The sequence below is a fragment of the Bacillus sp. XF8 genome (genome assembly GCF_017498755.1).
Taxonomy (GTDB): Bacteria; Bacillota; Bacilli; order Bacillales; family Bacillaceae_G; genus Bacillus_A; species Bacillus_A bingmayongensis.
Genome location: NZ_JAGDQK010000001.1, coordinates 71,231 through 97,052 on the forward strand (window position 1 = coordinate 71,231; position 25,822 = coordinate 97,052).

The 25,822-nt window shown below is 33.1% G+C and carries 20 protein-coding genes and 2 pseudogenes; 14 read left to right on the top strand and 8 right to left on the bottom strand.

The genetic code is table 11. The annotated features are described in order from the left end of the window. Positions 1-111: 111 nt before the first annotated feature. Positions 112-1,347 carry a surface carbohydrate biosynthesis protein gene (locus tag J4P91_RS00330; RefSeq protein WP_243763654.1) on the top strand — a complete coding sequence of 412 codons (1,236 nt, stop codon included), beginning with the start codon at positions 112-114 and terminating at the stop codon, positions 1,345-1,347. Positions 1,348-1,812: 465 nt separating this feature from the next. Next, entirely contained in the window at positions 1,813-2,553 is a 741-nt protein-coding gene (locus J4P91_RS00335) for a sugar phosphate nucleotidyltransferase (RefSeq protein ID WP_207992514.1), read from the top strand. Between the two features lie 456 nt (positions 2,554-3,009). Here J4P91_RS00335 and J4P91_RS00340 read toward each other — a convergent pair whose 3' ends face one another. Together J4P91_RS00340 and J4P91_RS00345 are read right to left on the bottom strand one after the other, a co-directional pair. Continuing rightward, the gene (locus J4P91_RS00340; protein WP_207992515.1) at positions 3,010-3,975 is read right to left on the bottom strand and encodes a CgeB family protein; all 966 of its coding nucleotides are present in this window, start codon (positions 3,973-3,975) and stop codon (positions 3,010-3,012) included. 28 nt (positions 3,976-4,003) lie between these two features. Then, a complete protein-coding gene (locus tag J4P91_RS00345) occupies positions 4,004-4,243 on the bottom strand; it encodes a CGEA protein (protein ID WP_207992516.1) in 240 nt (79 codons plus the stop codon). A gap of 459 nt (positions 4,244-4,702) precedes the next feature. Here J4P91_RS00345 and J4P91_RS00350 point away from each other — a divergent pair. The 5 genes and pseudogenes from J4P91_RS00350 to J4P91_RS00370 all read left to right on the top strand — a co-directional run. Beyond that, a pseudogene (locus tag J4P91_RS00350) lies at positions 4,703-4,807 on the top strand (sugar phosphate nucleotidyltransferase); the annotation flags it as partial. Positions 4,808-4,962: 155 nt separating this feature from the next. Further along, positions 4,963-5,529 (top strand): dTDP-4-dehydrorhamnose 3,5-epimerase, encoded by a 567-nt coding sequence (gene rfbC / locus J4P91_RS00355; protein WP_207992517.1) that lies wholly within the window; start codon positions 4,963-4,965, stop codon positions 5,527-5,529. Continuing rightward, positions 5,526-6,503, top strand: a complete 978-nt coding sequence (rfbB, locus tag J4P91_RS00360; protein ID WP_207992518.1) for a dTDP-glucose 4,6-dehydratase — start codon at positions 5,526-5,528, stop codon at positions 6,501-6,503. The genes rfbC and rfbB overlap by 4 nt, the downstream gene beginning before the upstream one ends. 15 nt (positions 6,504-6,518) lie before the next feature. Continuing rightward, complete coding sequence (gene rfbD, locus J4P91_RS00365) at positions 6,519-7,382, top strand: dTDP-4-dehydrorhamnose reductase (RefSeq protein WP_207992519.1); 864 nt, start codon at positions 6,519-6,521, stop codon at positions 7,380-7,382. Between the two features lie 289 nt (positions 7,383-7,671). Continuing rightward, a complete protein-coding gene (locus tag J4P91_RS00370; RefSeq protein WP_207992520.1) occupies positions 7,672-8,484 on the top strand; it encodes an FkbM family methyltransferase in 813 nt (270 codons plus the stop codon). A gap of 32 nt (positions 8,485-8,516) precedes the next feature. Here the strand turns inward: J4P91_RS00370 and J4P91_RS00375 are convergent, their stop codons facing one another. Then, entirely contained in the window at positions 8,517-9,887 is a 1,371-nt protein-coding gene (locus J4P91_RS00375; RefSeq protein WP_207992521.1) for a sugar phosphate nucleotidyltransferase, read from the bottom strand. Between the two features lie 689 nt (positions 9,888-10,576). Between J4P91_RS00375 and J4P91_RS00380 the strand changes: the two are divergent. Further along, positions 10,577-10,834, top strand: a pseudogene (locus J4P91_RS00380) (zinc ribbon domain-containing protein); the annotation flags it as partial. A gap of 231 nt (positions 10,835-11,065) precedes the next feature. Here J4P91_RS00380 and J4P91_RS00385 read toward each other — a convergent pair. Continuing rightward, positions 11,066-11,665: a class I SAM-dependent methyltransferase gene (locus tag J4P91_RS00385; protein ID WP_207992522.1), complete on the bottom strand. Its 600-nt coding sequence runs from the start codon at positions 11,663-11,665 to the stop codon at positions 11,066-11,068. 436 nt (positions 11,666-12,101) lie between these two features. Between J4P91_RS00385 and J4P91_RS00390 the strand changes: the two genes are divergently transcribed. From J4P91_RS00390 to J4P91_RS00405, 4 genes are all read left to right on the top strand, one after another. Further along, positions 12,102-13,724, top strand: a complete 1,623-nt coding sequence (locus tag J4P91_RS00390; protein WP_243763655.1) for a glycosyltransferase family 4 protein — start codon at positions 12,102-12,104, stop codon at positions 13,722-13,724. 179 nt (positions 13,725-13,903) lie between these two features. After that, positions 13,904-16,252: a glycosyltransferase gene (locus J4P91_RS00395; RefSeq protein WP_207992523.1), complete on the top strand. Its 2,349-nt coding sequence runs from the start codon at positions 13,904-13,906 to the stop codon at positions 16,250-16,252. 240 nt (positions 16,253-16,492) lie between these two features. After that, positions 16,493-17,578, top strand: a complete 1,086-nt coding sequence (locus J4P91_RS00400) for a glycosyltransferase family 4 protein (RefSeq protein WP_207992524.1) — start codon at positions 16,493-16,495, stop codon at positions 17,576-17,578. 233 nt (positions 17,579-17,811) lie between these two features. Then, positions 17,812-18,639, top strand: a complete 828-nt coding sequence (locus tag J4P91_RS00405; RefSeq protein ID WP_207992525.1) for a class I SAM-dependent methyltransferase — start codon at positions 17,812-17,814, stop codon at positions 18,637-18,639. 144 nt (positions 18,640-18,783) lie between these two features. Here J4P91_RS00405 and J4P91_RS00410 read toward each other — a convergent pair whose 3' ends face one another. From J4P91_RS00410 to J4P91_RS00420, 3 genes are all read right to left on the bottom strand, one after another. Further along, on the bottom strand, positions 18,784-19,716 hold the full coding sequence (locus J4P91_RS00410) for a GDP-mannose 4,6-dehydratase (protein ID WP_207992526.1): 933 nt from the start codon (positions 19,714-19,716) through the stop codon (positions 18,784-18,786). Then, positions 19,713-20,678: a GDP-mannose 4,6-dehydratase gene (gene gmd / locus J4P91_RS00415; RefSeq protein ID WP_207992527.1), complete on the bottom strand. Its 966-nt coding sequence runs from the start codon at positions 20,676-20,678 to the stop codon at positions 19,713-19,715. The genes J4P91_RS00410 and gmd overlap by 4 nt, the downstream gene beginning before the upstream one ends. A 341-nt stretch (positions 20,679-21,019) precedes the next feature. Then, on the bottom strand, positions 21,020-21,793 hold the full coding sequence (locus J4P91_RS00420; RefSeq protein ID WP_207992528.1) for an FkbM family methyltransferase: 774 nt from the start codon (positions 21,791-21,793) through the stop codon (positions 21,020-21,022). A gap of 1,407 nt (positions 21,794-23,200) precedes the next feature. Between J4P91_RS00420 and J4P91_RS00425 the strand changes: the two genes are divergently transcribed. Continuing rightward, positions 23,201-24,283: a CgeB family protein gene (locus J4P91_RS00425; RefSeq protein ID WP_207992529.1), complete on the top strand. Its 1,083-nt coding sequence runs from the start codon at positions 23,201-23,203 to the stop codon at positions 24,281-24,283. 129 nt (positions 24,284-24,412) lie between these two features. Here J4P91_RS00425 and J4P91_RS00430 read toward each other — a convergent pair whose 3' ends face one another. Next, positions 24,413-25,054, bottom strand: a complete 642-nt coding sequence (locus tag J4P91_RS00430) for a hypothetical protein (protein WP_207992530.1) — start codon at positions 25,052-25,054, stop codon at positions 24,413-24,415. 518 nt (positions 25,055-25,572) lie between these two features. On the opposite strand from J4P91_RS00430, the gene J4P91_RS00435 reads away from it, so the two are divergent. After that, positions 25,573-25,822, top strand: a 250-nt coding sequence (locus tag J4P91_RS00435) for a hypothetical protein (RefSeq protein ID WP_207992531.1), incomplete at its 3' end; no start/stop codon positions are given.

Sequence of the window (25,822 nt, forward strand, 5' to 3'; positions counted from 1 at the left end):
AGGATTTTTCATGTAATAAATTCCATTACTGTCTTTTATAAGAAAGAATATAATAAATGATACTGAAGACAAGGTTATTTTCGATTGAAAAAATAAGAAGGGGTGATGTTTATGTCACAAAAGTTTCTCTACTTACCAATCGAATCAAAAACAAGGGAATTAGACGCAAAATTACTCTTAACCTATTATGCTATCAAAGAAAATTATCGAATTATTCTGGGAACACATACGCCTATTCTCGCTCATTTGGAGTTATTACCTAAGGGGATTATTTGTTCAAAGGGAACTCCTTATGGTGATGCAAGGAAAGAATATATGGATCACGCATACAAACTAGGCTATTCTATCGTCGAATTAGATGAAGAAGAAGGATTATTCCTTAATAGCAATAATTATAGCCGTCTTGGAAAAGATGATAAGTATGTTAAAATACTCGAGCATGTATATTGCTGGGGAGATGCTCATAAAGAAATAGTTACAAATACTTTTCCTGAATTTAAGCAGAAATTTCATTTAACTGGTCATCCGCGGTTCGATCTACTCAAGAAAAAGTTCCGGGGGTTATATAGTGATGAAGTTAAAATGATTGAACAGAGGTTTGGAGATTTTATTTTAGTGAATACAAGATTTACTCAATATAATCACTTTCTAAGAGGATTTAATCCTAATGAACGTTATATAAAGAAGGTATATGAGCATTTTATCCAATTAATTAAAGAATTAAGTGGGAAATATCCGAATCTTAATATTGTTGTTCGTCCTCATATTCATGAAAATGTGGAGAGTTATCGAAAAGAATTGTCGGATTATAAAAATGTGTTTGTTGCCCATGATGGTAATGTGGTTATGTGGATCTTAGCCTCAAAAGTAATTATACACAATCGTTGTACGACAGGCATTGAAGCTTTGTTACTTGATAAACCAGTCATTGCTTATATGCCGGTTGATTATGAAAAAGAGAGAAAATATTTACCTAATGCAGTTACCCATAAATCAGTAAATAGTAGTGAAGTATTTAACTTAATCGACTTCTGTTTATCTAAAGGGGAAGTAGGTGAAGGGAAAAAAATTCTATCAAAAAATTATTATGGGGCCATGGATGAAGAAAACTATGCTTATAAGAATATTATCAGTTTATTAGATAAAATCAGTGTAACGGGTGAAAGTTCCATCGAGGAATCGTCTGTAAGAGCGCTCTCTACAATAAAAGGGAATCATACGTTGACCTCAGAAGAAGAAATAAAGAGTTTCTTTAAAAAGTTGGATTTAATAGAAATGAATGAAAATGAAGTGAGTGTTCGAACATTAGCTCCTGATTTATTTGAAATAACATCTAATAAAAGTTGAGCCCTTGCTTTCTGTGAGGCTTAACGTAACTTCCTTAGTTAGATAAAAAACCCTTTTTAGCAAGGGTTTTTATTGTTTTATAGAATGAAAAATCAAAGTTTATAGAGCGTGTATGTTTTTTATAATAAATCAACTTATACAGCATTTTTGTTTTGAAACTATTGTTACTTCACTGTGTTCTCTTCAAAGGCATCTCAGTAGATAGAGGTATCCAAGAAAAGGATAAAAAGATTTTATTCATTAGGTGTCACGTGCGTAGCAAGAAAAGCATTTATTAAAAGATGAAGAAAAATGAGCCCTAAAGAATTGTATTAATACTGCAAAGAAATTTCATTGGTACATTGTGGGATTTACGGATGGATACAGAAGGATATCTTTAGTAGCTTTGGGAATATGGATATTTTTCTGCTCTTACTAAAACATCAAGCTACATTTTAGATTTTTATAGAAGAAAGGAGCAATCTTATGAAAGGGATTATTTTAGCTGGAGGTACAGGATCGAGATTATATCCTATCACTAGAGTGACCAATAAACATTTGCTGCCTGTCGGACGTTATCCAATGATTTATCACTCGGTTTATAAGTTAAAAGAATGCGGGATTACAGATATTATTATCGTAACAGGAAAAGAACATATGGGAAATGTAGTGAATTTTTTAGGAAGTGGGACTGATTTTGGTGTTTCATTCACTTATAGAGTACAAGAAGAAGCAGGAGGGATTGCGCAGGCTTTAGGGCTATGTGAGACATTCGTTGGTAATGATAGAATGATTGTAATTTTAGGTGATAATATATTTTCTGATACATTACTTCATTATGTAAAAGGGTTTCAGAGGCAAAAAGAAGGGGCGAGAATTCTTTTGAAGGAAGTTGATGATCCGAAAAGATTTGGAGTTCCTGAAATAAAGGACGATCATATTGTAAAAATAGAGGAAAAGCCAAAGAATCCAAAAAGTCCTTATGCAGTAACAGGAATTTATATGTATGATGCAGATGTATTTGAGATGGTCAAAAAGCTAAGTCCGTCTAGCCGCGGCGAGTTGGAAATAACGGACTTGAACAATGAATATATTAAAAGAGGTACTTTAACTTATGACGTATTAAAGGGCTGGTGGACTGATGCTGGAACCCATGACTCCCTTTATAGAGCAAATACGCTGGCAAAAGATTTATATTTTGGGAATGGGTTTGACAGCACACTTTAAGAGGTTGGATATAAAAAAGAAATGCATATTGAAACTATCGCGGAAGTGATATCTATTTCATAGGAAATGGATCCTGATATTGTTATCCATTGTGTTGTTTATACAAAGATAGACTTGGTGGAAACGAACAAGATATGGAGTTGCAAAAGAAATTTTTCAGTGAAACAACATAACATTCACCTTTTTTTCGATTTCTACGGGTGAGTTTGGTTGTGGAACATCTTTTTGTTTTTGAAAAATTTTTCATATATATATCCCTGGAAAGACGGGGTGAGGAAATACTTTATAACAAGAAAAATCATCGATATTATAACCGATGATTTTTCTTGTTCAAATTTGAAAAGTAAAGTTTGCTTCAAATAAGATTGAGTTCAAACATAAGTTGTTTGGAGCATAATGAATGAATATTAAGATTTTATTTTTTCGATAAATTATGTTTGCGAAAGAATATGATTTTTATGATTGAATAATATTCATCATTTCTTTAATTCTTTGACGAAATGTGTGCTGTTCTATCACTCGTTTTTGAGCCTTTTGAGCAATAACCTGTCTCTTTTCTTTATTATTCATATAGGTAACCACTTTACATAGACAATCTTCATAATCCCGGTAAGATACCATTTCTTCTTCAGTAAAGAAAGAACGCAGATTAGGTTTTTCCTCTATTAGTTGAAAAGCTCCACATGCCGCAATATCAAACGTTCGGTTATTAATACTTTCGCTAATAATTCCAGATGTGTTTTGATTATGCAAGAAATTGTGGCTTCGATGAGGGTTTAATACAATGCTGGCCCCGTTGTAAAAATAAGAAACCAATTCTGGATTCATCCATGTATCTTTAATCATAACTCTGGGGTTGTTTCTCCAGAGTTGTTGTAGTCTATTACGCCATCCTTTCCCAACTAGGCGGATGTGATAATTTGTATTTTTTAATAGAAAATGGATGAGATTTATCCTTGTGGGATATGGATATCCTACAAGGAGTAAATCGCTTTTGTATGCGTGTTCCACTAGTAGGGGTCTAAAAATTGTAGAATCTGTTCCTAATGGTAAATGATAGGCATTTGGATGAACTAATTGATAGTGTTTTAAAGATCCTGTATCGATGGTAAAGATATAATCAAATCTATTAATAATTTGATAAGTCTTATCAAAATAATAAGGGTCCTCAGTCATCCAACATGCTAGCTTGATACCGTTTTCTTTAAAATATTGAATAGCTTGTACAGAAAGATAGTCTCCTAATATAGTTAGAACCACCTGTGGTTGAAACGTGGCAACAATAGATTGCAGCTTTTCTATAGGTTCTAATGGATGAAAGGAGATCCATTCATAACCATTATCGTTTAGCCCAGCTTTCATACTGTGATCTAAATAATCGTAAATACCGTGATAACCAGAAGAAATATACAGTAACTTCATTATATATCACCAATTGTAGCAATTATTTTTATTCTTCTGTTGTTATGATGCTTTCAACATTATTACAACTAATTTTTATAATATTCGTCACACTTGGAGATGGTAAATCTTCTTCTTCTAATGTGATTATGCCAGTCCAGTTATTAAAGTCTATAAGTTTGGCTGGTCCATAGACAAAACCGGATTTACCTACGACTGTTATTATAGTTCCAAGTGGTATGTTGGAGAACTGGCGACAGATGCTACTTTTGCATATTGATAGAACCATAGACAAATGCTCCTTCCTTTTCATTAATTAAGTTGATATTTGATAACACTTATACTATATGCAAATAGATAGATTTTTGTGCGAAGGATATCTTAGTAAATACACCCTTTTATAATAATTTAAATATCTATTTTGGGATAATAAATTCCATATATTTAAAAATCAAGAAATCGCCTAGAAACAGCTGGCTGCTTTTTTATGTGCGTGCCAAGCTAAGCTAGAACTTAGTATTGGATGTTTTATGTCGTTTTAGAATCAGCAATGAAATGAACAAAAGAAATTAATTTTCTACGCTATAATCATATAAATTGTACAAGATTTAGCTAGTACCGTATGGTTATAAGCGGCATATATATCATGTTTAAAAAGTAAAATGAATAAAGAGATATGTTTATGCTGCTATTCATGGGTAGTAATCCACTGATTAAAGTTGCATTTTACAAGAAGAGGAGGGATTAGATGAGAGGGGCTATTCTTACTGATGGTACAGGATCACGTCTATATCCCATTACAAAGGTAACAAGTAATCATTTACTTTCTGGCGGTGAATTAGAAATAACATATTAAAATAACGAGGAATATTGACCTATATATTAATGGGGGTGATGGAGTGGAGGAGAGGTTCATGATCCTCTTTGTTGTAGCAATGTACTTGCAAAAGACATCCGATTCAGGAAGGAATTTGATGAGAGTCCTGAAGAATGGAGGTGCTGACGGAAATGAAAGTAATTGAAACTTTATTCGATAAGGTAAATATTGTAGAGCCAGACGTATATAAGGATCATAGAGGGTTCTTTAAAGAAAGCTATAACAAAAAAGTCTTTGAACAATTACAAGTATCGTATCAATTTATTCAGGACAATATATCAAAATCGGTGGAAGCAGGTACAATAAGGGGCTTGCATTTTCAAACAAATCCTAAAGCTCAAACGAAACTTGTACAAGTGATACAAGGAGTTATATTTGATGTTATCGTAGACTTACGAAAAGAATCTCCCACATACAAGAAATGGCAAGGATTTATATTAAGTGAATATAATCATCGGCAGCTACTTGTGCCAAAAGGATATGCACATGGATTTTGTACGTTAGTTCCGAACACAATTGTCATGTATAAGGTCGATGAACATTACGATGTTCAATATGATAGTGGAATACGTTGGAATGATGAAGAGCTGCAAATTGATTGGCCGGTTCAATACCCGATTTTATCCGAGAAAGATCAGTCATTACCATCTTTACAAGATGGTAATCATAATTTTCATTTTAGGGAGAAAAGCACATGAACATTTTAGTAACAGGCGGAGCAGGTTTTATTGGTAGTAATTTCATAAGATTTTTAGTTAAGAAGTACCCGAACGATAATATTATTAATTATGATTTGTTGACTTATTCTGGGAATTTATTGAATGTAGAAGAGATAAAAGATAGAAAGAATTACCGGTTTATTCAAGGAGATATTCAAAATAAAGAATTGCTTCGTTACGTAATAAATCAATACGAAATTAACAGTATTGTTAACTTTGCCGCAGAATCTCATGTTGACCGCAGTATTGAAAAACCACAAATTTTTTATTCTACAAATATATTAGGAACAACAACGTTATTAGAAGTTGCAAAGGAAAATCAGATTGGAAAATTTATTCAGATTTCTACTGATGAAGTGTATGGTTCGTTAGAGGAAACTGGATATTTTGTTGAGGATACGCCTTTGAATCCTAACAGTCCTTATTCTTCTAGTAAAGCTAGTGCTGATTTGATCGCATTGGCTTACTGTAAAACATATGGTTTACATGTAAATATTACGCGCTGTTCAAATAATTATGGTCCTTATCAATATCCAGAAAAATTGATTCCTCTTATGATTACAAACGCTTTGGAGAACAAACCCTTACCTGTATACGGAACAGGCAGAAATGTTCGAGATTGGCTTCACGTATATGATCATTGTACTGCTATTGATTTAGTATTGCATAAAGGAAGAAAAGGAGAAATATATAATATCGGTGGAAATAATGAGAAGCGTAATATTGAGATCGTAGAGAGCATTACTGGACAGCTAGGTAAATCTAAAGAGCAAATTACATTTGTAAAGGATCGTCTAGGACATGATTGGCGCTACGCTATTAATGCTGACAAGATAGAAAAAGAGCTTGGATGGAAGCCGGTATATACGTTTGACAAGGGCCTTCAGGAAACCATTCAATGGTATATCCATAATGAAACCTGGTGGAAGCCTCTAAAATACGGTACATCTTAGTAGAGGGAGAGGGTTATGAAGAAAGTAATAGCGATTACCGGGGCGAATGGACAATTAGGTAGACAGTTTGCCGAGGATTTACATGATTTAGGTTATCGGGTTTGTGCTTTAAGCCGAGAGGATATGGACATAACGGATTTTTCAAGAGTCGATCTTATTTTAAGAAAAATAAACCCTAACATTATTATTCATTGCGCTGCATACAAAAAGGTAGATTTAGCTGAAACTGAAAGAGATAAAGCGTTTCTTGTAAATGCTCTTGGAACAAGAAATGTCGCTGTTGTAGCCGAGAAGATTTCGACTAAGCTTGTTTATATTAGCACGGATTATGTATTCGATGGAACAAAAGAAACTGGATATGACGAGTTCGATACTCCTAACCCGATAAATGTATATGGAGCCTCCAAATATGCAGGAGAGAATTTTGTTAAGAGTTTTCATTCACATTATTTTATTGTTCGTACCTCTTGGTTGTATGGCAAGTATGGAAACAATTTCGTTGAAACGATGTTGAAGCTTGCAAAATCTCAGCTGGGGATTAAAGTGGTGAATGATCAAACAGGATCTCCAACCCATGTAAAGGATTTAGTGCAATGTGTGAAGGAATTGATGGAAACAGAACTATATGGAACATATCATGTATCTAATACTGGGGCTTGTACATGGTATGAATTTGCGAAAGAGATATTTGCTTTATGTAATATAAATGTCAATACGACACCTATTTCTACGAAGGGGTTTGGGGCAGGGGCTTTACGTCCTGCTTATTCGGTTTTGAATCCTTGTGCGCTACGATTAAATGGATTCGATTTAATGAAACCTTGGCAAGAAGGATTGAGGGAATATCTTGAAGAGAAGAAAAACTCTAGAGAAAAATAATGCATAGTATAAGAGGGATAACTGTTAAGTGAGAAAGGAGTTAGTTTTGTATTACGAATATTGATTTGTGAATATTATTATACTTCTTGTACGTACTATGATAAAAAGCTATCATAATAATATTATGATAGCTTAGCATAGGATAAGAGGTGAAACGGAAACAACGTAGTATCTTAATAATAAGAATCGGGTAGCTTATGGATCACGAGTTTTCTTTTTATTCAGCACATATTAATTTTTATAATCATATTATAAGTATATTAAAAATTAATAAGGAGATGGAGTTATATTGAATCCTTTTGTAATGGCAAATGTAATGTTTAATGGTATTTCATTTCAATTTCTCACCCATCAAGAAGATAAAGTGATTAGTGATGTTTTAAGGGCAGGAATGGTTTTTGAGGCTCACGTATTAAACTATCTAAGCTCTATTATTAAGCCAGGAAATCACATTCTGGATGCAGGTGCAAATATTGGTGTAATTTCTATTCCCTTAGCAAAGCTTTCACCTACAGTAACAATATATTGTTTTGAACCTGATCCGATAAATTACTCACTTTTAAATATGAATATTGCGCTAAATGATATAAAAAATATCTATACTTTTAATTATGCTTTGGGTAAAGAAAAAAAATTTATAGCCTTCTATAAAAATAATATGAATTACGGGGATCATCGTACTTCACAACCATTAAATGAAGAGCCGGATATAGGACAATTTAGCACTTTGCCAAATCGTGTTCATTCGGTAAATATTATGGAATTTTTAAAGCAATGTTTGGACGAGCAATCACCAAGTTACTTTGATATAGTAAAAATTGATACTCAAGGAAGTGATCTTGAAATTCTTGAATCGTGTTTACCACTTGTGAAGGAACATTCAACAGTTGTTATGGAATATTCCCCCTATCATTTACTTCGAAATGGAACTTCAAAAGAACAAATAAGAGATGTACTTGATCATTTTTCATATTTTGGAGTTGTAATACCAAATCATCCAGATATGGCTGTTGCTTTAAATAAAGATGAAATATTAGAACATTTTGACACTCTTTCTACAACAGGTAAATTTTATGAGGTTATACTAAGGGGGAAAAAATAGATTGAATATACCACGGAATTATATTACAAAATTTATCTTAAATTTTCTTCAATTTCTTCCCAAGTCATATAAATGCGCACAATATCTTCTTCGATAAGCTCACTTCCCATTTGAACTTCTATAAATTCTAAATCAGAAGTAGCTTTCAGTGCATGTTTAGTCCCTACCGATATTTGAATTACATCTCCAGGTTTTACAGTTTTAAATACCCCATCAATAATGATTACGCCTTCACCTGAAATAATGCTCCAAACCTCTTGCCGCTTACAATGCATTTGATAACTCAAATTTTTATCGGCAAGTATCTTAAGTCTTTTTGTAAGTACTTCATTCCCATCGGATAATTTACTATAGTCTAGGACGCGGTACCACCCCCAACGTCGCTCTTCATACATGGGTCTTTGAACGTAACAGTCAATAAATTCTTTAATATGTCCGCTCTGTGATTTATCAGCTACTAAAATACCGTCAGGGCTCGTTACTACAATGCTGTCAGAAAGACCTGCCACAATTACAGGGAGATTCAGTTCATTTATAAGATGTGTATTACAAGAATTTTCACTAATCATACCTTTTCCGACAATTGGTGTTTCTATAATTTCTGACAAGGTATCCCAAGTTCCTAAATCACGCCACGCCCCTTTATATGGTATTGCGACAATATGAGAGCATTTTTCTACAATTTCATAGTCAAAGCTTTTCTGAGGAAGGGTGGAATACTGCTTAGTAAGTTGTTCATATTGTAGAGGTATTTTTATATCGGATAAGTGTTGAATTAAAAATTCTAGTTTAAAAGCGAAGACACCGCAATTCCAAAGAGCATGTTCATTTATGAGATTGCTGGCAGTATCCTGATTAGGCTTTTCGATGAAATGATTAACTTTCAGGTATAAGGATGGGAAAGAGGGCTTGGGATTATTAAGAACAATATAGCCGTATTGCTCAGATGGATATGAAGGCTGTACCCCTATTAGGGCAAGTGAGGCTTCTGAATTCTTTAAAACATTTTCGAAATTCAGCAATGTTTTAAAGAAAGAGTCTTCTACATAAGCATCAACAGGCATTACACAAACTGTTTCATCTAAACTAACATTAAGAACGGAGTGAAGATAAACAGATGCTAAAGAAATAGCAGGAAATGTGTCCCGACGATCTGGTTCAATAATTAGGTGAATATCGTCGCTTAGTTGACTTTGAATGATATCTGTTTGAGATTTGTTCGTTGCAATGTAGGTGGAATTGTCTAAACCAACTGAACGGATTTGCCGCCATATACGTTGTAGCATAGATTCTGGATTTCCATCTTCATCCCGAAGAACTTTCAGAAATTGCTTTGACCTGGAATCATTTGATAACGGCCAAAGTCGTTTTCCTGAGCCGCCAGATAATAAAATAAGTTTCATACTTTACCGCCTTTCTCGTAATCTTACGCTCATATTAGGGAGCTCCCTCTCTCTGTTTTACTTGTATACGTCAAGAATGTAGTATTGTATTTAATACTTGGTTTATAATGTATATTTTTAGCCTATATAAGCTAACTAAAGCTGTACAAATAGCTCCTTTATTAGAAATATTCAGCTTGTTGGGGGATTGCTAGTTTCTTTGTTTTCTGCTCTCGAGGCTTTTTTAAATGATAATAGTTAATAAGTATTAAAGATCAATCTTATTATCGTTTGATTTTTCTTGTAATTTTGCCAACAAGTGCATTTACTAAAGTATATGAGTTCCTACTACTTAAGCTAAAGAGCCTCGAATTTCTGCAATAGGTTGAACGATTTATGTTTGGAAAGATTTTGAGTACACTCTCGTATTCCTTAATGTAGAAAGAGCACCTTTTACATATAGTTACTACAATTATTTAATGCACTAGCGGAGAAAATTGTTATGGGCAGCAGCCTATTTTTGTAGGACATGTCGTATAATGTATCTTTATTAACGAATGTGTGCACTTGAGTTTAGTCACAGCATATGAAGTATTATCGTGGGATTTGAATCAATATGTTACATACATGAAATACTAAAAGGCGAGGTATTGAATTCATAAGAAAAATTCAATTTTAAACGAGGAGTTATAGAATTTTTTATATATAATAACGAAAAAAATCTACACACATGGTCATTCTATCGCTTGGCACAGTTTATCGAATATAAAGCAAAGCTAGTTGGTATCAAAGTTGAATATGTGAACCCTGCTTATACGAGTCAAGCATGTCCAAAATGTTGCCCAAAAAACAAGGCACAAGATAGAAAATACAAATGAAAGTGTGGGTTTAAGAAACATCGTGATATCGTTGGGGCGATGAATGTTCACTACGCAACTGTGATTGATGGTAATAGTCAGTCAGCCTAAGCACCTATACGGTCTGGCTTAGGAGGGGCAATGAGATGCCCTCATCTTGAAGGCTGTTCAAAACAGAAATGGATTGCGAACGTTTAGTCATTCAAGAATTCCACCCGTTAATCCGTAAGGGTTAGGGCTTGCGACTTTAGTCGTGGGAGTCTCAAATCTACATATTTTCTGGTGAATCAAAAAGGATGACTGTTCCTTAATGTAAACAGAATTTAATATAGTAAGAAGACATTATCTGCCTACTCTAGAAAACTGAAAACACAACATACCATGCTCAATTAGACAAATATGATCGCCTTCGCTTATGTTCAAACTATTAATTGCGATTGTTACATCGATTACAGGTGGATTACCATAGTCATGCCAACATATAATTCCACCTTTTCGTATGACTTGGCGTGCTAAAAGAGTGTCTAACATAACCCCTTCTAAAGAATGATCACCGTCAATGAATATTAAGTCTGCTGTAGGAAGATCGGATGGTTTTATATCTCTTGAACCATTAGGTTTTATAATTAGCTCTACTCGAGGGTCGTCTTTAACATATTCTCCAACAATTTGAGGTACTTCGTGTTGCTGGACGGATAATGAAGTTTGAGAGCCAGGTGCTAAGTCGATACCTATATATTTTTCAATCCAAGGGCTATTATTTAAGATACATTTTGCTGTTTCTCCACGCTGAATACCGATTTCAATTACTGTTTTAGGTCGGAAGGTTCGTGAAAATGCTATTAATGGTTCAACATCAGCCCCTGTAAAAAGAGGTGGTTGGCCATTGAATGTGCCGCTTCCAAAAATCTTAAAAAAAACTTCTCTATTTATTATACTCATATAATATACCTCCTTGTTGTGAAAAAGTAACTAAGTGGAACTTGACATTATTGTTTTCTGTATATAGTACGTTTCTTGCATTATGATATATCTTTCTACATATTGGATCATATAATCATTAAAAATTTTTATTTCAAGTTTAGAGAGAAGAAAAATGAGAGTAGATATAATTTTTGTATACCATTTAATATTAATATATGAAAAAGTGGGACAAGTGAAATATAAAATGCATGAAAATTTAAAAATGATTCCAACGTCTAAGTTTTTCACTAGTTTCAAATATGTGGGCTTTAAGGAAGCTGCATAATTTAAAGCTCTGTGTGTATTTTATTACTGTAGTATCATGTGGATAAGTCTATTAGCATATATTACATAAGGCGATCTGTTAAATCATTTTTACGATATTTTTTGTTGTTTTATTATAGGAGGGAGCAATATGGGGGACTCAATAGCTTACAAAACGCTTCAATGGTGCCTTTCTCCCGTTCATGAAAATACTCATATTCCTAATTTGCTATATGAAATTTACAAAAGTAGAGCGGATTTACAAAAAGCTTTTCCGGATCCGTTTGGAACAAATCAAATAGAATTATTGAAATGGGCACAAACTTATTTAGCGCAGGAATATTTAATTGGTGATGATCTGCCTAAACATTTTAAAATGATAAAAGACACTTCTTTATTTTCAAAATGGGATTCTTTTTTTCAATGGGCGTTAGCTCCAGTTCGTCATAATACATATATCCCAAATTTACTTTATGAAATCTATAAAAGTAGGTCTGATTTACAACAATCTTTCCCAGATCCATTGCAAAAGAATCAAACGGGATTATTGAAATGGGCGCAATATAACTTTGCTAATGAATATTATGAGGAAGAAGATTTTTTTTCAAGATTTAATATTGTAAAATCAGAAGATTATTCACTAAAGCAAGTTAATACACGAGTATTACCATATTTAAAAAAAGGTATTAATTTAGTAGGATTTGCTCGGCTTGAAGCTGGATTAGGAGAATCTTGTCGCTTAGCAGCAAGGTCTATTCAAAGTACAAATATTCCATTTGGTATTATTAATTACCGACTTCCATATCCATCAATGGATTTATCTTGGATAGATAAGGAAATAAAGGTTCCTATCCATAATGTGAATATTTTTCATATGAATCCAGATGTGCTTCCGACAGCTTATAGGAAGTTTGGGCATCGTTTTTTTTATGGGCGTTATAATATTGGCTATTGGCATTGGGAGTTACCAGAACTTCCAGCAGAATGGATTAGTAGTTTCAGAATTTTAGATGAAGTTTGGGTGCCTTCGTCTTTTGTATTAGAGGCAGTATCCAAGAAAACCAACCTTTCTGTTATTCGTATTCCGCATTGTATTCAGGTCGAATGCCCTAAAGATATAGATCGAGGGTACTTTGGATTACCAATAGATCGATTTTTGTTTCTTGCTATGTATGATACTAGAAGTGTATCGCAACGAAAGAATCCAATTTCAGCTATTAAAGCATTTCAAGAGGCGTTCTCTAAAGACGATGCTTCTGTGGGATTGGTATTGAAAGTGAATGGTTCACAAAATAATGTAGAAGAATTAAGACAGCTGCAGAATATAATTCAAGATAATAGTAACATTTATCTTATTAATCAAACATTGAGCCGAGAAGAGATAAATGCGTTGATTCAAGCTGTTGATTGTATAGTATCTCTACATCGATCAGAAGGTTTTGGACTCGTATTAGCAGAGGCAATGTACTTAGGGAAGCCGGTAATTGGTACGAATTGGTCTGGAAATACGGATTTTATGAATAGCGAGAATTCTTGTGTGGTTGATTATAAGCTTGTTAAAGTCGGAGCAGACTATGGTCCTTATAAACATGATCAAATCTGGGCAGAACCTGATATTGATCATGCAGTGTATTATATGCGGAAACTTGTTTCTAATTCATTATGGTATAGCAATATTGCAGAAAAAGGGAAAGCAGTCATTCATAAAAATTTTTCAGCGCAAGTAGTAGGTAAAATGATTTATGAACGGCTTGAAAAGTTAAACTTAATTTAATACGGGTTTTTTGTAGCGATCTTAAACAAAAGTAAGTTAAATTCTCATAAGTAAGTGTAAAGAGAAAGTGTTGTTTTAAGATATTTTAAAATGTTGTTTTGATGGAAATAGAGGTAATGAATATAGAATAATTTCTAAAAAAGGAAATAATTCTTGGCGGGAGGAAAAGTGGAAAAATTATGAGCAAACTAAAAATTGCTTTTTTTACACCGTTAAGGCCATTAAAATCTGGTGTTTCAGATTATAGTGAAGAGCTTTTGATACACTTAAAAGATTTTTTTGATATTGATATCATTATCGGAAGTAATTATTTACCTGAAAATCCTTTGTTGCAACACTTCTGTAATATTATCCCATACCCTCAATTTCAGTATGAACTTTATGATGAAATTGTTTACCAATTTGGTTGTAGTCTTTTTCATAGTTACATGCTTCCCTTTATACACCTATATCCTGGTTTAACAGTACTTCATGATATTAATCAACATCTTGTATATTATTTACTTGGTATGAATGAAGATAATTCCATTTACATTCAAGAGATGAAATATAATTACGGAGAGATAGGGGAACGAGAAGCAATTGAAGTTCTTGCCGGGAGAAAAAGTCCAGATATTTACGGCAAACCGTTATTAAAGCGAATAATAGACAATTCAAAGGGGTTAATTGTTCATAGTCAATTTTCGAAGAATAAATTATTAGCTGATTTCCCTGAAGCATCTGTATTTTGGCTTCCCATGGCGATGCCTTTAGATAAAACCCCTAATGATAATGTGAATACAATAAGAAATAAATTTTTTATACCAAATGGTGTAGTAATTTCTATTCCGGGTTTTGTAGCACCCACTAAAAGAATATATGAATTCATTCTTGCATATAAACAAGCAATGTCTTCATTTAGCGAGAATACAATGGTGTTAATTATTGGACCTCAATTTGATACAGCATATACTACCGAAATAAATAATTTGATTATACAATTAGGTCTTTCACAACGGATTAGGTTCATGGGTGAAGTAAGCGAAGAAGATTTTTCAAAGTTAATCACATTAAGTGATATTATTGTAAATCTTAGGAATCCATCTGTCGGTGAGACTTCTTCTACAATTATTAGAGCAATGGCTGCAGGGAAACCAAGTATTGTAAGTAAGATAGGATTTTTTAATGAACTTCCTGATGAGGCATGTTTAAAAGTTAGAACTGACGAGCATGAAATTCAAGATTTAAAGGAAGCGTTAATTCATTTAGTGAATAACAAAAGTCTGAGAATTCAAATGGGGCAAAGTGCTTCACGTCATTCTGCGACTGTAGAAACACTTGCTGTGGGATACCGTGATATCATATTCTCTTTTGGCCTTAAAAACAAAGTGAGTAAAGGAGGAGGATTTATGGGACTATTTACTAATCTTCCATACTCAGATACTTTTATGTATGGTGAAAAGGAACTTCTGTATAATCAAGTGCCGATTAATAATATATCAGAAAGGTGCATCGAGGTGCCAATAGGTATTGATTTTCTAATAAAGCATAAATTTAGCCGCGTACTTGAAGTTGGAAACGTATTACAATCTTATTTGCAAGAACCTATCACAAGAGATATTGTTGATAAATTCGAAGTTTCTTCAGGGGTTTTAAATGTGGATTTAATGGAATATAATCCTACTGAAAAATATGATGCAATTATAAGTGTATCAACTGTTGAGCATATTGGACAATTAAAAGACCCAACAGGTTCTTATGGAGAAGAAGATATAAGTCGAGATAAAGAGGGGCCTCTGAAAGCAATTATCAAGATTTATAACCTCTTAAAAAAGGATGGGCATGCATTAATAACAGTTCCCTTTGGAAAGTTGATGGATTTAGGGTGGTTAATACAATTTGATGATCTTTATATGCAATTATTGACTAAGAAATATAAAATGCCTGAAGATGAACTTACTATTAGATATTATAAAAAAGTTGATATGGAGACGACCTGGACTAATCCGCGACAAATATGGTCACATTGCTCAAAAGAGGAGCTGATTAATACTATTTTTTCATCTCCATTTCCTGGTTCAAATGGAATTGCTGTTTTAGAAATAAATAAGAAGAGTGATAAGGAAATATTTTTTGATAATACAGTACTAAAATTTCATTCTCCTTATGTTATTCATTCCCTATATTTAAACTCTCCTAAACCATTTTATATTCCTACAAATTATGATTTGGAGGGGTGGATACCTGTTCAAGGCATTGGGGCAGTATTTTATGGTCCCTATGTTCACCTTGCAGAGGGTTCTTACGTATTTAATTTAGAATTAGAGGTAGATCATCCTTGTGATTGTGTAATTGAGATAACTTCTAATTTAGGAACTACAAAACTATTAGAATATAAAGTTAACAATTCTATAGTATTAACAGATAACTTACATCTAAATAATCCTGAATATAACGTTGAGATACGGCTGATAAATAATACTTTCCTTCCTCAAGTTACTAGAGTGAAAGTGAAAACAATTACATTATCGAAAGTTAATAATGGTTAAGTTAAAGTATTTACTCTTTCCAGTTTTTATTTTATAGAATAATAATCTCAGTATATCCAAATTAATAAAAGGTTCGAATGGCCAAGACAGCTTATACACTCAGTTTTAATATGTAGGTAGAATGAAGTAAGCTATTTTCTCATACAATTAGTTTAATTCAATAAATTGATTAACTTTGAGTGAAGTAAATGAAAATTTAGCATGCAGGCTATCATAACATTTTTACCGGGGGTGTTGAAATTGAATATTGCATTTGATATGTCTTTTGCCAAAGAGGAAATTATGAAGCGAGGAATTGGACGTTATTCAAAAAATATAATTCAGCACATTGTTATGTTAAATGATAGTCATAATTTCTTTTATTTTTATCCAGACTATACGAAAGAAGACGCCTATTTAAAAGATGAACTTCAGCGGTTTATTGTTGCTAATAAAATAGACGTCTTCCATATCCTCAGTCCATACTATCCTCTTGAAAATCATCGTATTCTACATAGAGAGTGGTTTGGGACAATAAAAGTGGTAGCGACAATATATGACTTAATTCCAATGTTGTATCCTAATTACTACCTTTCTGACCCTGGGATGCAAGCAATCTATAATCAAGTAACAAATTTTATCAATTCTTGTGATCTTCTGTATGCGATTTCTGAAACGACTAAGACAGATGCTGTACGTCTTTTAGAGATTGATCCCAATAAGATTAAAGTTATTATGGGAGGAATTGATAAACAATTTAAAATCGACCCTACAGTAAATCGATCCTATTTCGCTACAAAATATGGAATTTCTAAGCCGTATATTATGAATATTGGAGGTGCAGATTTCCGTAAAAATCTTAATGGCTTAGTTGAAGGATTTGCCAGAGCTAAGGTGGCATTAAACAATTCAATTCAACTTGTAATCGTGTATTCGGATAAACAGCAACTTTTAAATTCTGGAATGACAGCCTCTGTTTTCGATGATGTCATTTTTACTGGCTATGTCTCAGATGAAGATTTAGTCAAATTATATAATGGAGCTGAAATAGTAGCATTTCCTTCTTTCTATGAGGGACTTGGTTTTCCTGTGATAGAGGCAATGGCCTGTGGCACACCAGTTCTTACTTCTAAAACGTCCTCGCTTAGTGAAGTTTCTGGGGATGCTGCCTACCTAGTTGATCCTTACAATATCGATGAAATCAGTAAAGGTCTAATTGATCTAATAGAGAATTCAGAATTACGTATTTCACTTAGAGATAAAGGCCTTCTACAGTCAGCTGAATTTCAATGGACGCATGTTGCGCAACATGCATTAGAAGGGTATGAAAAGGTGAATCGAAAATAAAAGGTTACTACGTTCTTTTCCAATAATCCATAAAGTTTTTTTCCATGTTTGGTTAAAAGTATAGAATCAATAGATCATTACTAAGAAACAATAAGCATAAAACAAAGTTTAAGAGATGGGTCAAAAATATAATTATGCTGTGCAAGTTGTTCTTATTTGTTAAATAAGGTGCGCTTTAGATTTAGGCATCTAGAATTAATAGAATAAGATAAAACTTCAAGGAGAAGTGAGATATGTTAAAGTCTAAAATAGTAAGTGAGTCTGATTATAACGAGTCATGGTTTACTAAAGCTTTAACAAAACTAAGGGAGCCTTTCTTTCTTTATATGGAACAAATGCCATTACCTTTCAATAATACGATTTATCATCGGAAATTATGGGAGTGGTGCTATATATATCAGGCGCTGCTTGAAAGAAATATGCTTATTCCCTTTAAAAAAGGTTTAGGCTTTGGAGTAGGAAAAGAACCACTTGCCTCTTTATTTGCCTCTCATGGATGTTATATTACAGCAACAGATTTGGACTATAGCCAAGCTGTTGTTCAAGGATGGGTTGATACGAATCAACATTCTCAGCAGATTATCGATCTTTGTCAGTATGAGTTGTGCGATCCTAACACACTCATGCATCTAGCGGATTTTGAAACTGTAGATATGAATTGTATCCCCGATCATTTAACTGGCTTATATGATTTTACATGGTCTTCCTGTAGCTTTGAACATTGTGGTTCAATTGAACTTGGTTTTCAATTTATCCTCAATCAGATGAAATGTCTCAAGCCTGGGGGAGTGGCCATTCATACAACAGAGTACAATCTTAGTTCAAATAATGACACAATCGAATCTGGTATAACCGTCATTTTTCGAAAGAAGGACATAGAGCAAATGGTAGATTCTTTAAGAGCCGAGGGGCACTTAGTTGATATTGACTATAGCGTAGGAACAGGAAGTATTGAATCATATGTGGATGTTCCACCGTATAAGCAAAACCCTCACTTACGGTTACAATTGGCACAATATGTATCTACTTCGATTGGATTGATTATTCAAAAAGGTAAATAAAAAAACATCCCGAACCTCAGCATGATAAGGAACGGGATGTTTTTTAGATGGATTCCGGTATACACACTTTACAAAGTGTATGGATTATGTTTGTTTATAGGCAGGTGTAAAATAGGGGAACATTAATATAATCTCTAATTCCTATTATATTAATGTTGATAACCAATATTGATAAATATCTTGAAGGGATTGGTGTATAGAGATTTTAGGTTCCCATTCGGTTAGATTTTTTATTTTTGTATAATCACCAATAAAATATGGAATATCAGAAGGTCTCATTTTATCAGGATTAGTTTCTATATCTATCTTTTTATTTGAAAAAGATAGTAAAATGTTTAATATTTCTTGAATTGATGTACTTGTTCCGGAACAAACATTATAAATTTCTCCCGCACATCCTTTTAAAGCAATCATATAATATGCACGAACAATATCTCGTACATCTGTGAAATCTCGAAAAGATTCCAAATTACCAACTTTTATTTTATTACAGTTTGTATTACCGTTATTTATTAAGGCAATCTGATGAGCGAAATCAGATGTAACAAACCCTAGTTTTTGACCAGGACCAATATGATTAAAGGGTCGAACATGAATAACATTTAAACCAAATCCTTTATAATACTGTTTTATCAACATGCCAATAGCTGCTTTACTTGTTCCATAAGGGCTTAATGGGTTTAATAATGTAGTTTCAGATATTTTACTATAGTTATTAGTAATGACTTTCCCATACTCTTCTGAAGAACCAATAGTGATTACTCGTATATTTTTATTTACTTCTTTAACTGCTTCCAATAGATTAATAGTTCCAATTGTATTAGCTTCAATTGTTTTGGAGACGTTTGCCCACGAGTCTTTTACATTACTCATCCCTGCTAAATGAAATATATGAGTTGGTGAAATTCTTTTCAATAAACTCACAACTTCATCTTGCCTTTGTAAATCTAATTGATAAATATTTTTATATAAATGTGATTGCCTTGAGGTTCCAAATACTTCAGCTCCTTCAGCTATTAGAGTACTTTGCAGATGGTGACCAACAAATCCTGTAACCCCTGTTATTAAAGCTTTCATCTTATCACACGATTTATTTCTAAATCATGATCTACCATCATTGTTACTAATTGTTTAAAGGATACCTTTGGTTTCCAATTTAATTGTTCCTTTACTTTATTTGGAGAACCCAGTAATAGATCAACCTCAGCCGGACGCATAAATTTTTCATCTTGAACGACATATTCTTTCCAATTTAGCCCTGCATGTTGGAATGCTATTTCAACAAATTCTTGTACGGTATGTGTTTCCCCCGTAGCTACAATATAATCATCAGGACGTTCGTTTTGTAACATAAGCCACATTGCTTCTACATAATCACCAGCAAATCCCCAATCACGCTTCGCATCTAAATTTCCTAAACGTAGTTCATTCTGTAAGCCTAGCTTTATTTTAGCCACTCCATCTGTTATTTTACGTGTTACAAATTCTAATCCTCGTCTTGGTGATTCATGATTAAATAAAATTCCTGAACAAGTAAACATATTATAGCTTTCACGGTAATTTACGGTAATCCAATGACCATATACTTTTGCAACGCCGTATGGACTTCTCGGATAAAAGGGGGTTTGCTCCGTTTGAGGAGTTTCAACCACTTTTCCAAACATTTCACTGCTTGAAGCTTGATAAAAGCGGGCATCTGGTTTTATTAAGCGTACTGCTTCTAGCATGTTTATGACACCTATTGCTGTTACATTGCTCGTATAAATAGATTGTGTCCAAGAATCTCCTACAAACGATTGAGCGGCTAAGTTATATACTTCATCTGGCTCTGCAATTTTTACTGCATGAATTAATGAAGATAAATCTGATAAGTCTCCAGGGATAAGCTCAATTTTATCTAAAATATTTGAAATATTGCTGTAGTTTGGTGTTGCTGTTCTTCTTTTCAAACCGTACACTTGATAACCTTTATTTATTAATAACTCGGCGAGATAAGAGCCATCTTGCCCTGTAATACCGGTAATTAATGCTTTTTTCATGTTATCAACTCCAAGGTGCTTTCTTTTCGTTGTTTATAGTATGCGGAATAACTAAAAAATGACAGTGAAAATAATGTATTCATGCATCTCAATATTGTGTATAAATGGGAATAACTATTAAATACTATGTGACGAAAGAATATAAATAAGATAAGTATGTTGAGGGATATTTAGCTTATAATGTATGAGAACATTATAACTTTCTAAAAGAAAAATATAAAAAGCTTGTATTTCGCTGAATGTCACGTTTACAAGCTTTTTATATTACATACGGATATCTTATTTAACAAATGCAATAATGTTTAAATTTTCTGTGAAGTGGATTTTGTTTTTTAAGGTATTTAGTTAAACGTGCAATATAAATCACCCCAAATAGTTGGTTTTATTAATTCTCGGAGATGAGAATAGTCAGTTACTTGTACTACTGCTGTAGTAAAGTGATTGATATGATAAATTTTAGGATATATTGACTTTAGCAGCTCATACAATTCCGATGGATCAAAGCCTCCAATCGAAGAAATAGATAGTGGATTAAATTCTATTATTAAATCTGGTTTCCATTTATGGATTGTATTTAAAGCACCTTGTAACGCCTTAGTTTCAGAACCTTCAATATCTATTTTTATAAAATCGACATTTGTAATTCCAGCAGCTGGGATCCAATCATCTAATCTAACACAAGTGATAACTTGATTTGGCGTGACAGCGATTCCTGGTTCTTCAAATACAAATGACCAACCTCCACCATCGCTGTTGTTAAAAAACTCGATATTTGTATTTTTATCGTATACTCCTAAATTAATTGGCAAAATGTTTTTAATCTGATTTTCTTTTATCGTCTGCATCAAATAAGAAAAGTTAATGTCGGATGGTTCAAAGGAGTAAATTAGCCCATCTTTTGCTAAATAGCTTAATGCAAGAGAGGTTAATCCAATATTTGCACCAATATCTAGACAAATGCTATTGGGCTTAATAATATTTTTTAGATGATTCATTATATGAACTTCGTAGTATCCATGTTCTTTTACAGCCTGGAATATGCTCTTATCGTGTTCATTTCCGTAAAATACAAATGATTTTTGATCAAAAGGCAAATTTAAAATAGCTTTTTCCAAATGAATCAGCTCCTATCCAATATTTAAAGTGATTTCATTGACTTAAAATATAGTTTGATAAAAATATAATAATCTGTAAAATAATCAATTCATTTTACAATTGTGTAGATGTTCAAGACTAAATTAAATGCATGTTTTTAAATACCTTATCGATTCACTTTATCATGAAGAGAGTTTCGATAAGATTTATTAGTAGGCTGTAATTTTTGTAGATAGTTATTCAATGAGTAAGTAAAGAAACTTAAAGTTCGTTCTAATAATCTTAGAATGGATGCTAGTAATCTAAAAATAATAGCAGTTGCTTGATTAGACTATATGAGTGCATGGTTTAATTCTTTCTGATTGTCAGTAGGGGAAATTGAAATAATAAATTTTAGGTTGATGTATTAGATTTAGTGAGTTAAGTGTTTTCTATAAAATTTACTTTTCTTTAACCAGATTGACTGTAAATAACTACGCAAGGGCACAGAATATTACATTTATAGCGTATTCAAGAGAATGAAGATTGTTTCCTAAACATACTATCTTATTCTGAATTAAACACTGAATCTATGTGTATCCTGTACGTTAAGTAAAGTGATTTATAGTATTAGTTAATTGAAAAGACAGCGGTTTTTGGGAATTTATTTTTGTAAGAACGATTTATGTTTATTCCAGTTCCGAGTTGGTGATGAGTGGATGGGATAAGGAGGTAGGTGGTAACACGCACCTAAATTAGCATCAGTATATTCTTTGTAGTTAATTTTCAAGTGAAATTACTAATAAAAGTTATAAATCAGATGTTTTCCATTGCTGATGTACGGAGTGTATATGATTTATCTCTGTATTCGTAGATAAAGAAATTATTGCCCCCCTTTTTGTAAACTAAAAGAAATGTACTGCATAATTTAAAAAGATACGTAAAAGTAAAGGAATGTGAGATGAGGAATAACTAAAAGTTTAATAGCAATTACTGTGCAAGAAGATGAAAGTGGAGATTAAAAATTAAATTTTCTTGTAACTTTATTGTTAGGAAAGGTTAAGAATGTAAATTAAAGGGTTGATTCTTTTTAAGGTATTAAAGAATAGCTGAGCTGAATTCATATTAACTTTGAGCTATATAAAAGATACTTAATTTTGTTTCACAATAACATCCTATTGAATACATTGACATGGATTAGCGGGTTTAAGGAGAATGATTAATTAATATGTATAGTATAAAGAGCTTTGAATGTAATGGCGGTTTTATAGTTAGTAAGTCTGTATGTATTTAAAATAATTATAGTGTAAAGAACAGGAAGATATACGATTTGAAAATGTAATTAAACTATTAAATGAATGAAACATTCTCCCTTAGTTTAATATGAAAAACGCTTGTTTTGGTAATGATTATAACCATAACCTAAGGAAGGAGTGTATTAAAATATTATGAAGGAAGACCATGAATATCAAAATTCTCATGACAATGTTACAAATGCTCCTCAACATATTTCGAATGCCTTTTATGTGAAGGATAATTTTAAAGATCTCCTCATCATATTCGTATCCTCTGAATATGATGTACCATATTGGCCGTTAGAACAGGGAATTATTGATAGTCTAAAAAAAACAGTTCGAGAAATGCATGTAGTATCACCACAGCAAGATTTGTTACGAATTTCCCAAAAAATAAAACCAGATTTTGTGCTTGTTTTTAGCGGGTTCAAATTGCTTTGTCATCAAGTGGAAATGCTGAAAAGGAACGGGGTAAAAACAGCTGTATGGATGACAGATGATCCTTATGTTATAGACCAAAGCAAAAAAATCGCTCCTTATTATGATTATGTTTTTACACAAGAAATAAATTGTATATCTTTTTATAAATCAATAGGATGCCAGAATGTGTATCATTTGCCACTCGCTGCAGATCCTAACGTATTTCATCCGAAAGATGTTGATGAAAAATATAAAACAGATATTTTGTTTATTGGAGTTGCATTTTCAAATCGGGTGAAAATGTTTGATGAAATTGCTGGTTATTTGGCAACTAAAAAGACACTAATCTCTGGTGTTGGTTGGAAAAGTTTGAAGAATTATCATTTACTGCAGCAAAGAATCAATGCAAATCATTGGCTATCTCCTGAAGAAACCGCAAGCTACTACAATGGGGCAAAAATTGTGCTCAACTTACATCGTTCACACGATGACCCAACTATTAATAAAAATAGCGAAAAGATAGAAGCTTTATCTCTTAATCCTAGAACATTTGAAATATCTGCTTGCGGGGCTTTTCAACTAACTGATATTCGTCCGGATTTAAGTGAATTTTATCAACCTGGTTATGATATTGAAACATATCGTACACCTCAGGGACTTATAGAAAAGATAGAATATTATTTAAACAATGAACAAGAAAGAACAATGATAGCATCAAGAGCTCTCAACAGAGTTCAAAATGAACACACTTTCTCACATAGAATCTTAGAATTACTTGGCATAGTTTTTCCTGAAAAAGAACTGAATGGGGAATGATAGTATATAGGATTGATATAGAGAGATGAGGACATTTATGTAAATTTTAAATATTATATTTTGGAGTAAAAGAGAAAGCAATGTATAGAAGATTCTCTATACATTGCTATTTTTATGAGGAAGTAAATGCTATTCAATTTCTAAGAAAGCATAAGTTACAGCTACTACTGTAGCACCAAGAGCCGCAGTTTGGACAAGCTGAATTTGAACTACATCACCAGCATTTAACGGTACATCAGGGACACGAATGGTTCCTCTTAGTAATGGAAGCGCAATGAGTGCTGCAATACTTGCTGTCGAGGATAGAGGAATTGTAGCAATAATTTGTGGAGTATCAGTGCCAACTCCTCCTGGGAATCTGACAACTTGAGCAGTAAGAGCGCCAAGTATAGCTACATCAAGGCCAATCAATGAAAGTCCTGCAGTGATATCGAATATACCTGTTGTAGTTACTCCAACACCAGTGAAAGCACCTGGCGGTAGTACGAGTGATCCAGTTGTTCCTGGTGGGACAGGAGTTGCTGGTACTACAGAAATTGCATTTGGAAGAGGAGGTAAGAATCGGTCAAAAGCGATTGCGACTCTGTTAATTCCTATTGCTGGTAGTGCAGCTAGTGTAATTACTTGAGGTACTGTGCCATCCTGAACAGCAAAAGCACTCTGATCACCAGCAGGGCCAGGAAAAGGAACAGAGATAGGTCCAGGAGTAGGGCATGGAACAGCGTCTGGACACCGGAAATCATGATGATTTGATCCACAATGATTAAACATATATTCACCTTCTTTTCTTATAGAGTACATTATATTTAATGCAAGTAGGAGTCATTTTGCCATGGACAAAGCACTATTTTTAATATTAGAGATGTTTAATACGAAAATTTAGTTTAATTAGAGATGCGAACTTTAAATTATGAATGGCAAATGTCATGTATATCTATCAACAAAGAGATGGGAATCCTCCTATCTCTTTGTTTTATGGGAAGAGAAGTAAAGTGAAAATGTTTTTTATAGGGGTAATGGTAATGGCACAACAAAAGAATGATAAGGATAGAAACTTTAAAAAGTAGTTGTTTCAATGATAGTGGTGTAGCCCAATGCTATACCTTAAGGTTTATAACGCTGGAATCATGATAAGTGAGGAAATAAGCTGATAAACAATTCCTATTGTATGAGAGGGTAAGGTGTATAAAATCACGTATCATGCCTGCATACAAAAAAGAAAGCAAATTTCCACATCCTGTGAATATACATCTAACAGTAGGAGTTTGTAAGAACAGGAGGGAAAGGATTTGAAGCGGAAACAGAGCAAAAGAGAAGATAAGCGATCGATAATATATATTGCTCAACCTACAGTTGACGCTGCTAATTTGAGTATGCAAAAGACATTTGTTATAAAGCCAGAAACAAAAGTGGAATCTGTATCGGAAAAGGAAACAGAAACAGATACCAAGGAAGAGGCAATAAACACTAAGAAAGAAGCGGATGTAATAGCAGAAGCTGAAGTCATTGAAGAAGTAAAGGAAGCGGATGTAATAGCAG

Bases quoted from the DNA above. Each gene is read 5' to 3' on its own strand.
- J4P91_RS00330 (WP_243763654.1), top strand. From the start codon at position 112: ATGTCACAAAAGTTTCTCTACTTACCAATCGAATCAAAAACAAGGGAA.
- J4P91_RS00335 (WP_207992514.1), top strand. From the start codon at position 1,813: ATGAAAGGGATTATTTTAGCTGGAGGTACAGGATCGAGATTATATCCT.
- J4P91_RS00340 (WP_207992515.1), bottom strand. From the start codon at position 3,975: ATGAAGTTACTGTATATTTCTTCTGGTTATCACGGTATTTACGATTAT.
- J4P91_RS00345 (WP_207992516.1), bottom strand. From the start codon at position 4,243: ATGGTTCTATCAATATGCAAAAGTAGCATCTGTCGCCAGTTCTCCAAC.
- rfbC (WP_207992517.1), top strand. From the start codon at position 4,963: ATGAAAGTAATTGAAACTTTATTCGATAAGGTAAATATTGTAGAGCCA.
- rfbB (WP_207992518.1), top strand. From the start codon at position 5,526: ATGAACATTTTAGTAACAGGCGGAGCAGGTTTTATTGGTAGTAATTTC.
- rfbD (WP_207992519.1), top strand. From the start codon at position 6,519: ATGAAGAAAGTAATAGCGATTACCGGGGCGAATGGACAATTAGGTAGA.
- J4P91_RS00375 (WP_207992521.1), bottom strand. From the start codon at position 9,887: ATGAAACTTATTTTATTATCTGGCGGCTCAGGAAAACGACTTTGGCCG.
- J4P91_RS00385 (WP_207992522.1), bottom strand. From the start codon at position 11,665: ATGAGTATAATAAATAGAGAAGTTTTTTTTAAGATTTTTGGAAGCGGC.
- J4P91_RS00390 (WP_243763655.1), top strand. From the start codon at position 12,102: ATGGGGGACTCAATAGCTTACAAAACGCTTCAATGGTGCCTTTCTCCC.
- J4P91_RS00395 (WP_207992523.1), top strand. From the start codon at position 13,904: ATGAGCAAACTAAAAATTGCTTTTTTTACACCGTTAAGGCCATTAAAA.
- J4P91_RS00405 (WP_207992525.1), top strand. From the start codon at position 17,812: ATGTTAAAGTCTAAAATAGTAAGTGAGTCTGATTATAACGAGTCATGG.
- J4P91_RS00410 (WP_207992526.1), bottom strand. From the start codon at position 19,716: ATGAAAGCTTTAATAACAGGGGTTACAGGATTTGTTGGTCACCATCTG.
- gmd (WP_207992527.1), bottom strand. From the start codon at position 20,678: ATGAAAAAAGCATTAATTACCGGTATTACAGGGCAAGATGGCTCTTAT.
- J4P91_RS00425 (WP_207992529.1), top strand. From the start codon at position 23,201: ATGAAGGAAGACCATGAATATCAAAATTCTCATGACAATGTTACAAAT.
- J4P91_RS00430 (WP_207992530.1), bottom strand. From the start codon at position 25,054: ATGTTTAATCATTGTGGATCAAATCATCATGATTTCCGGTGTCCAGAC.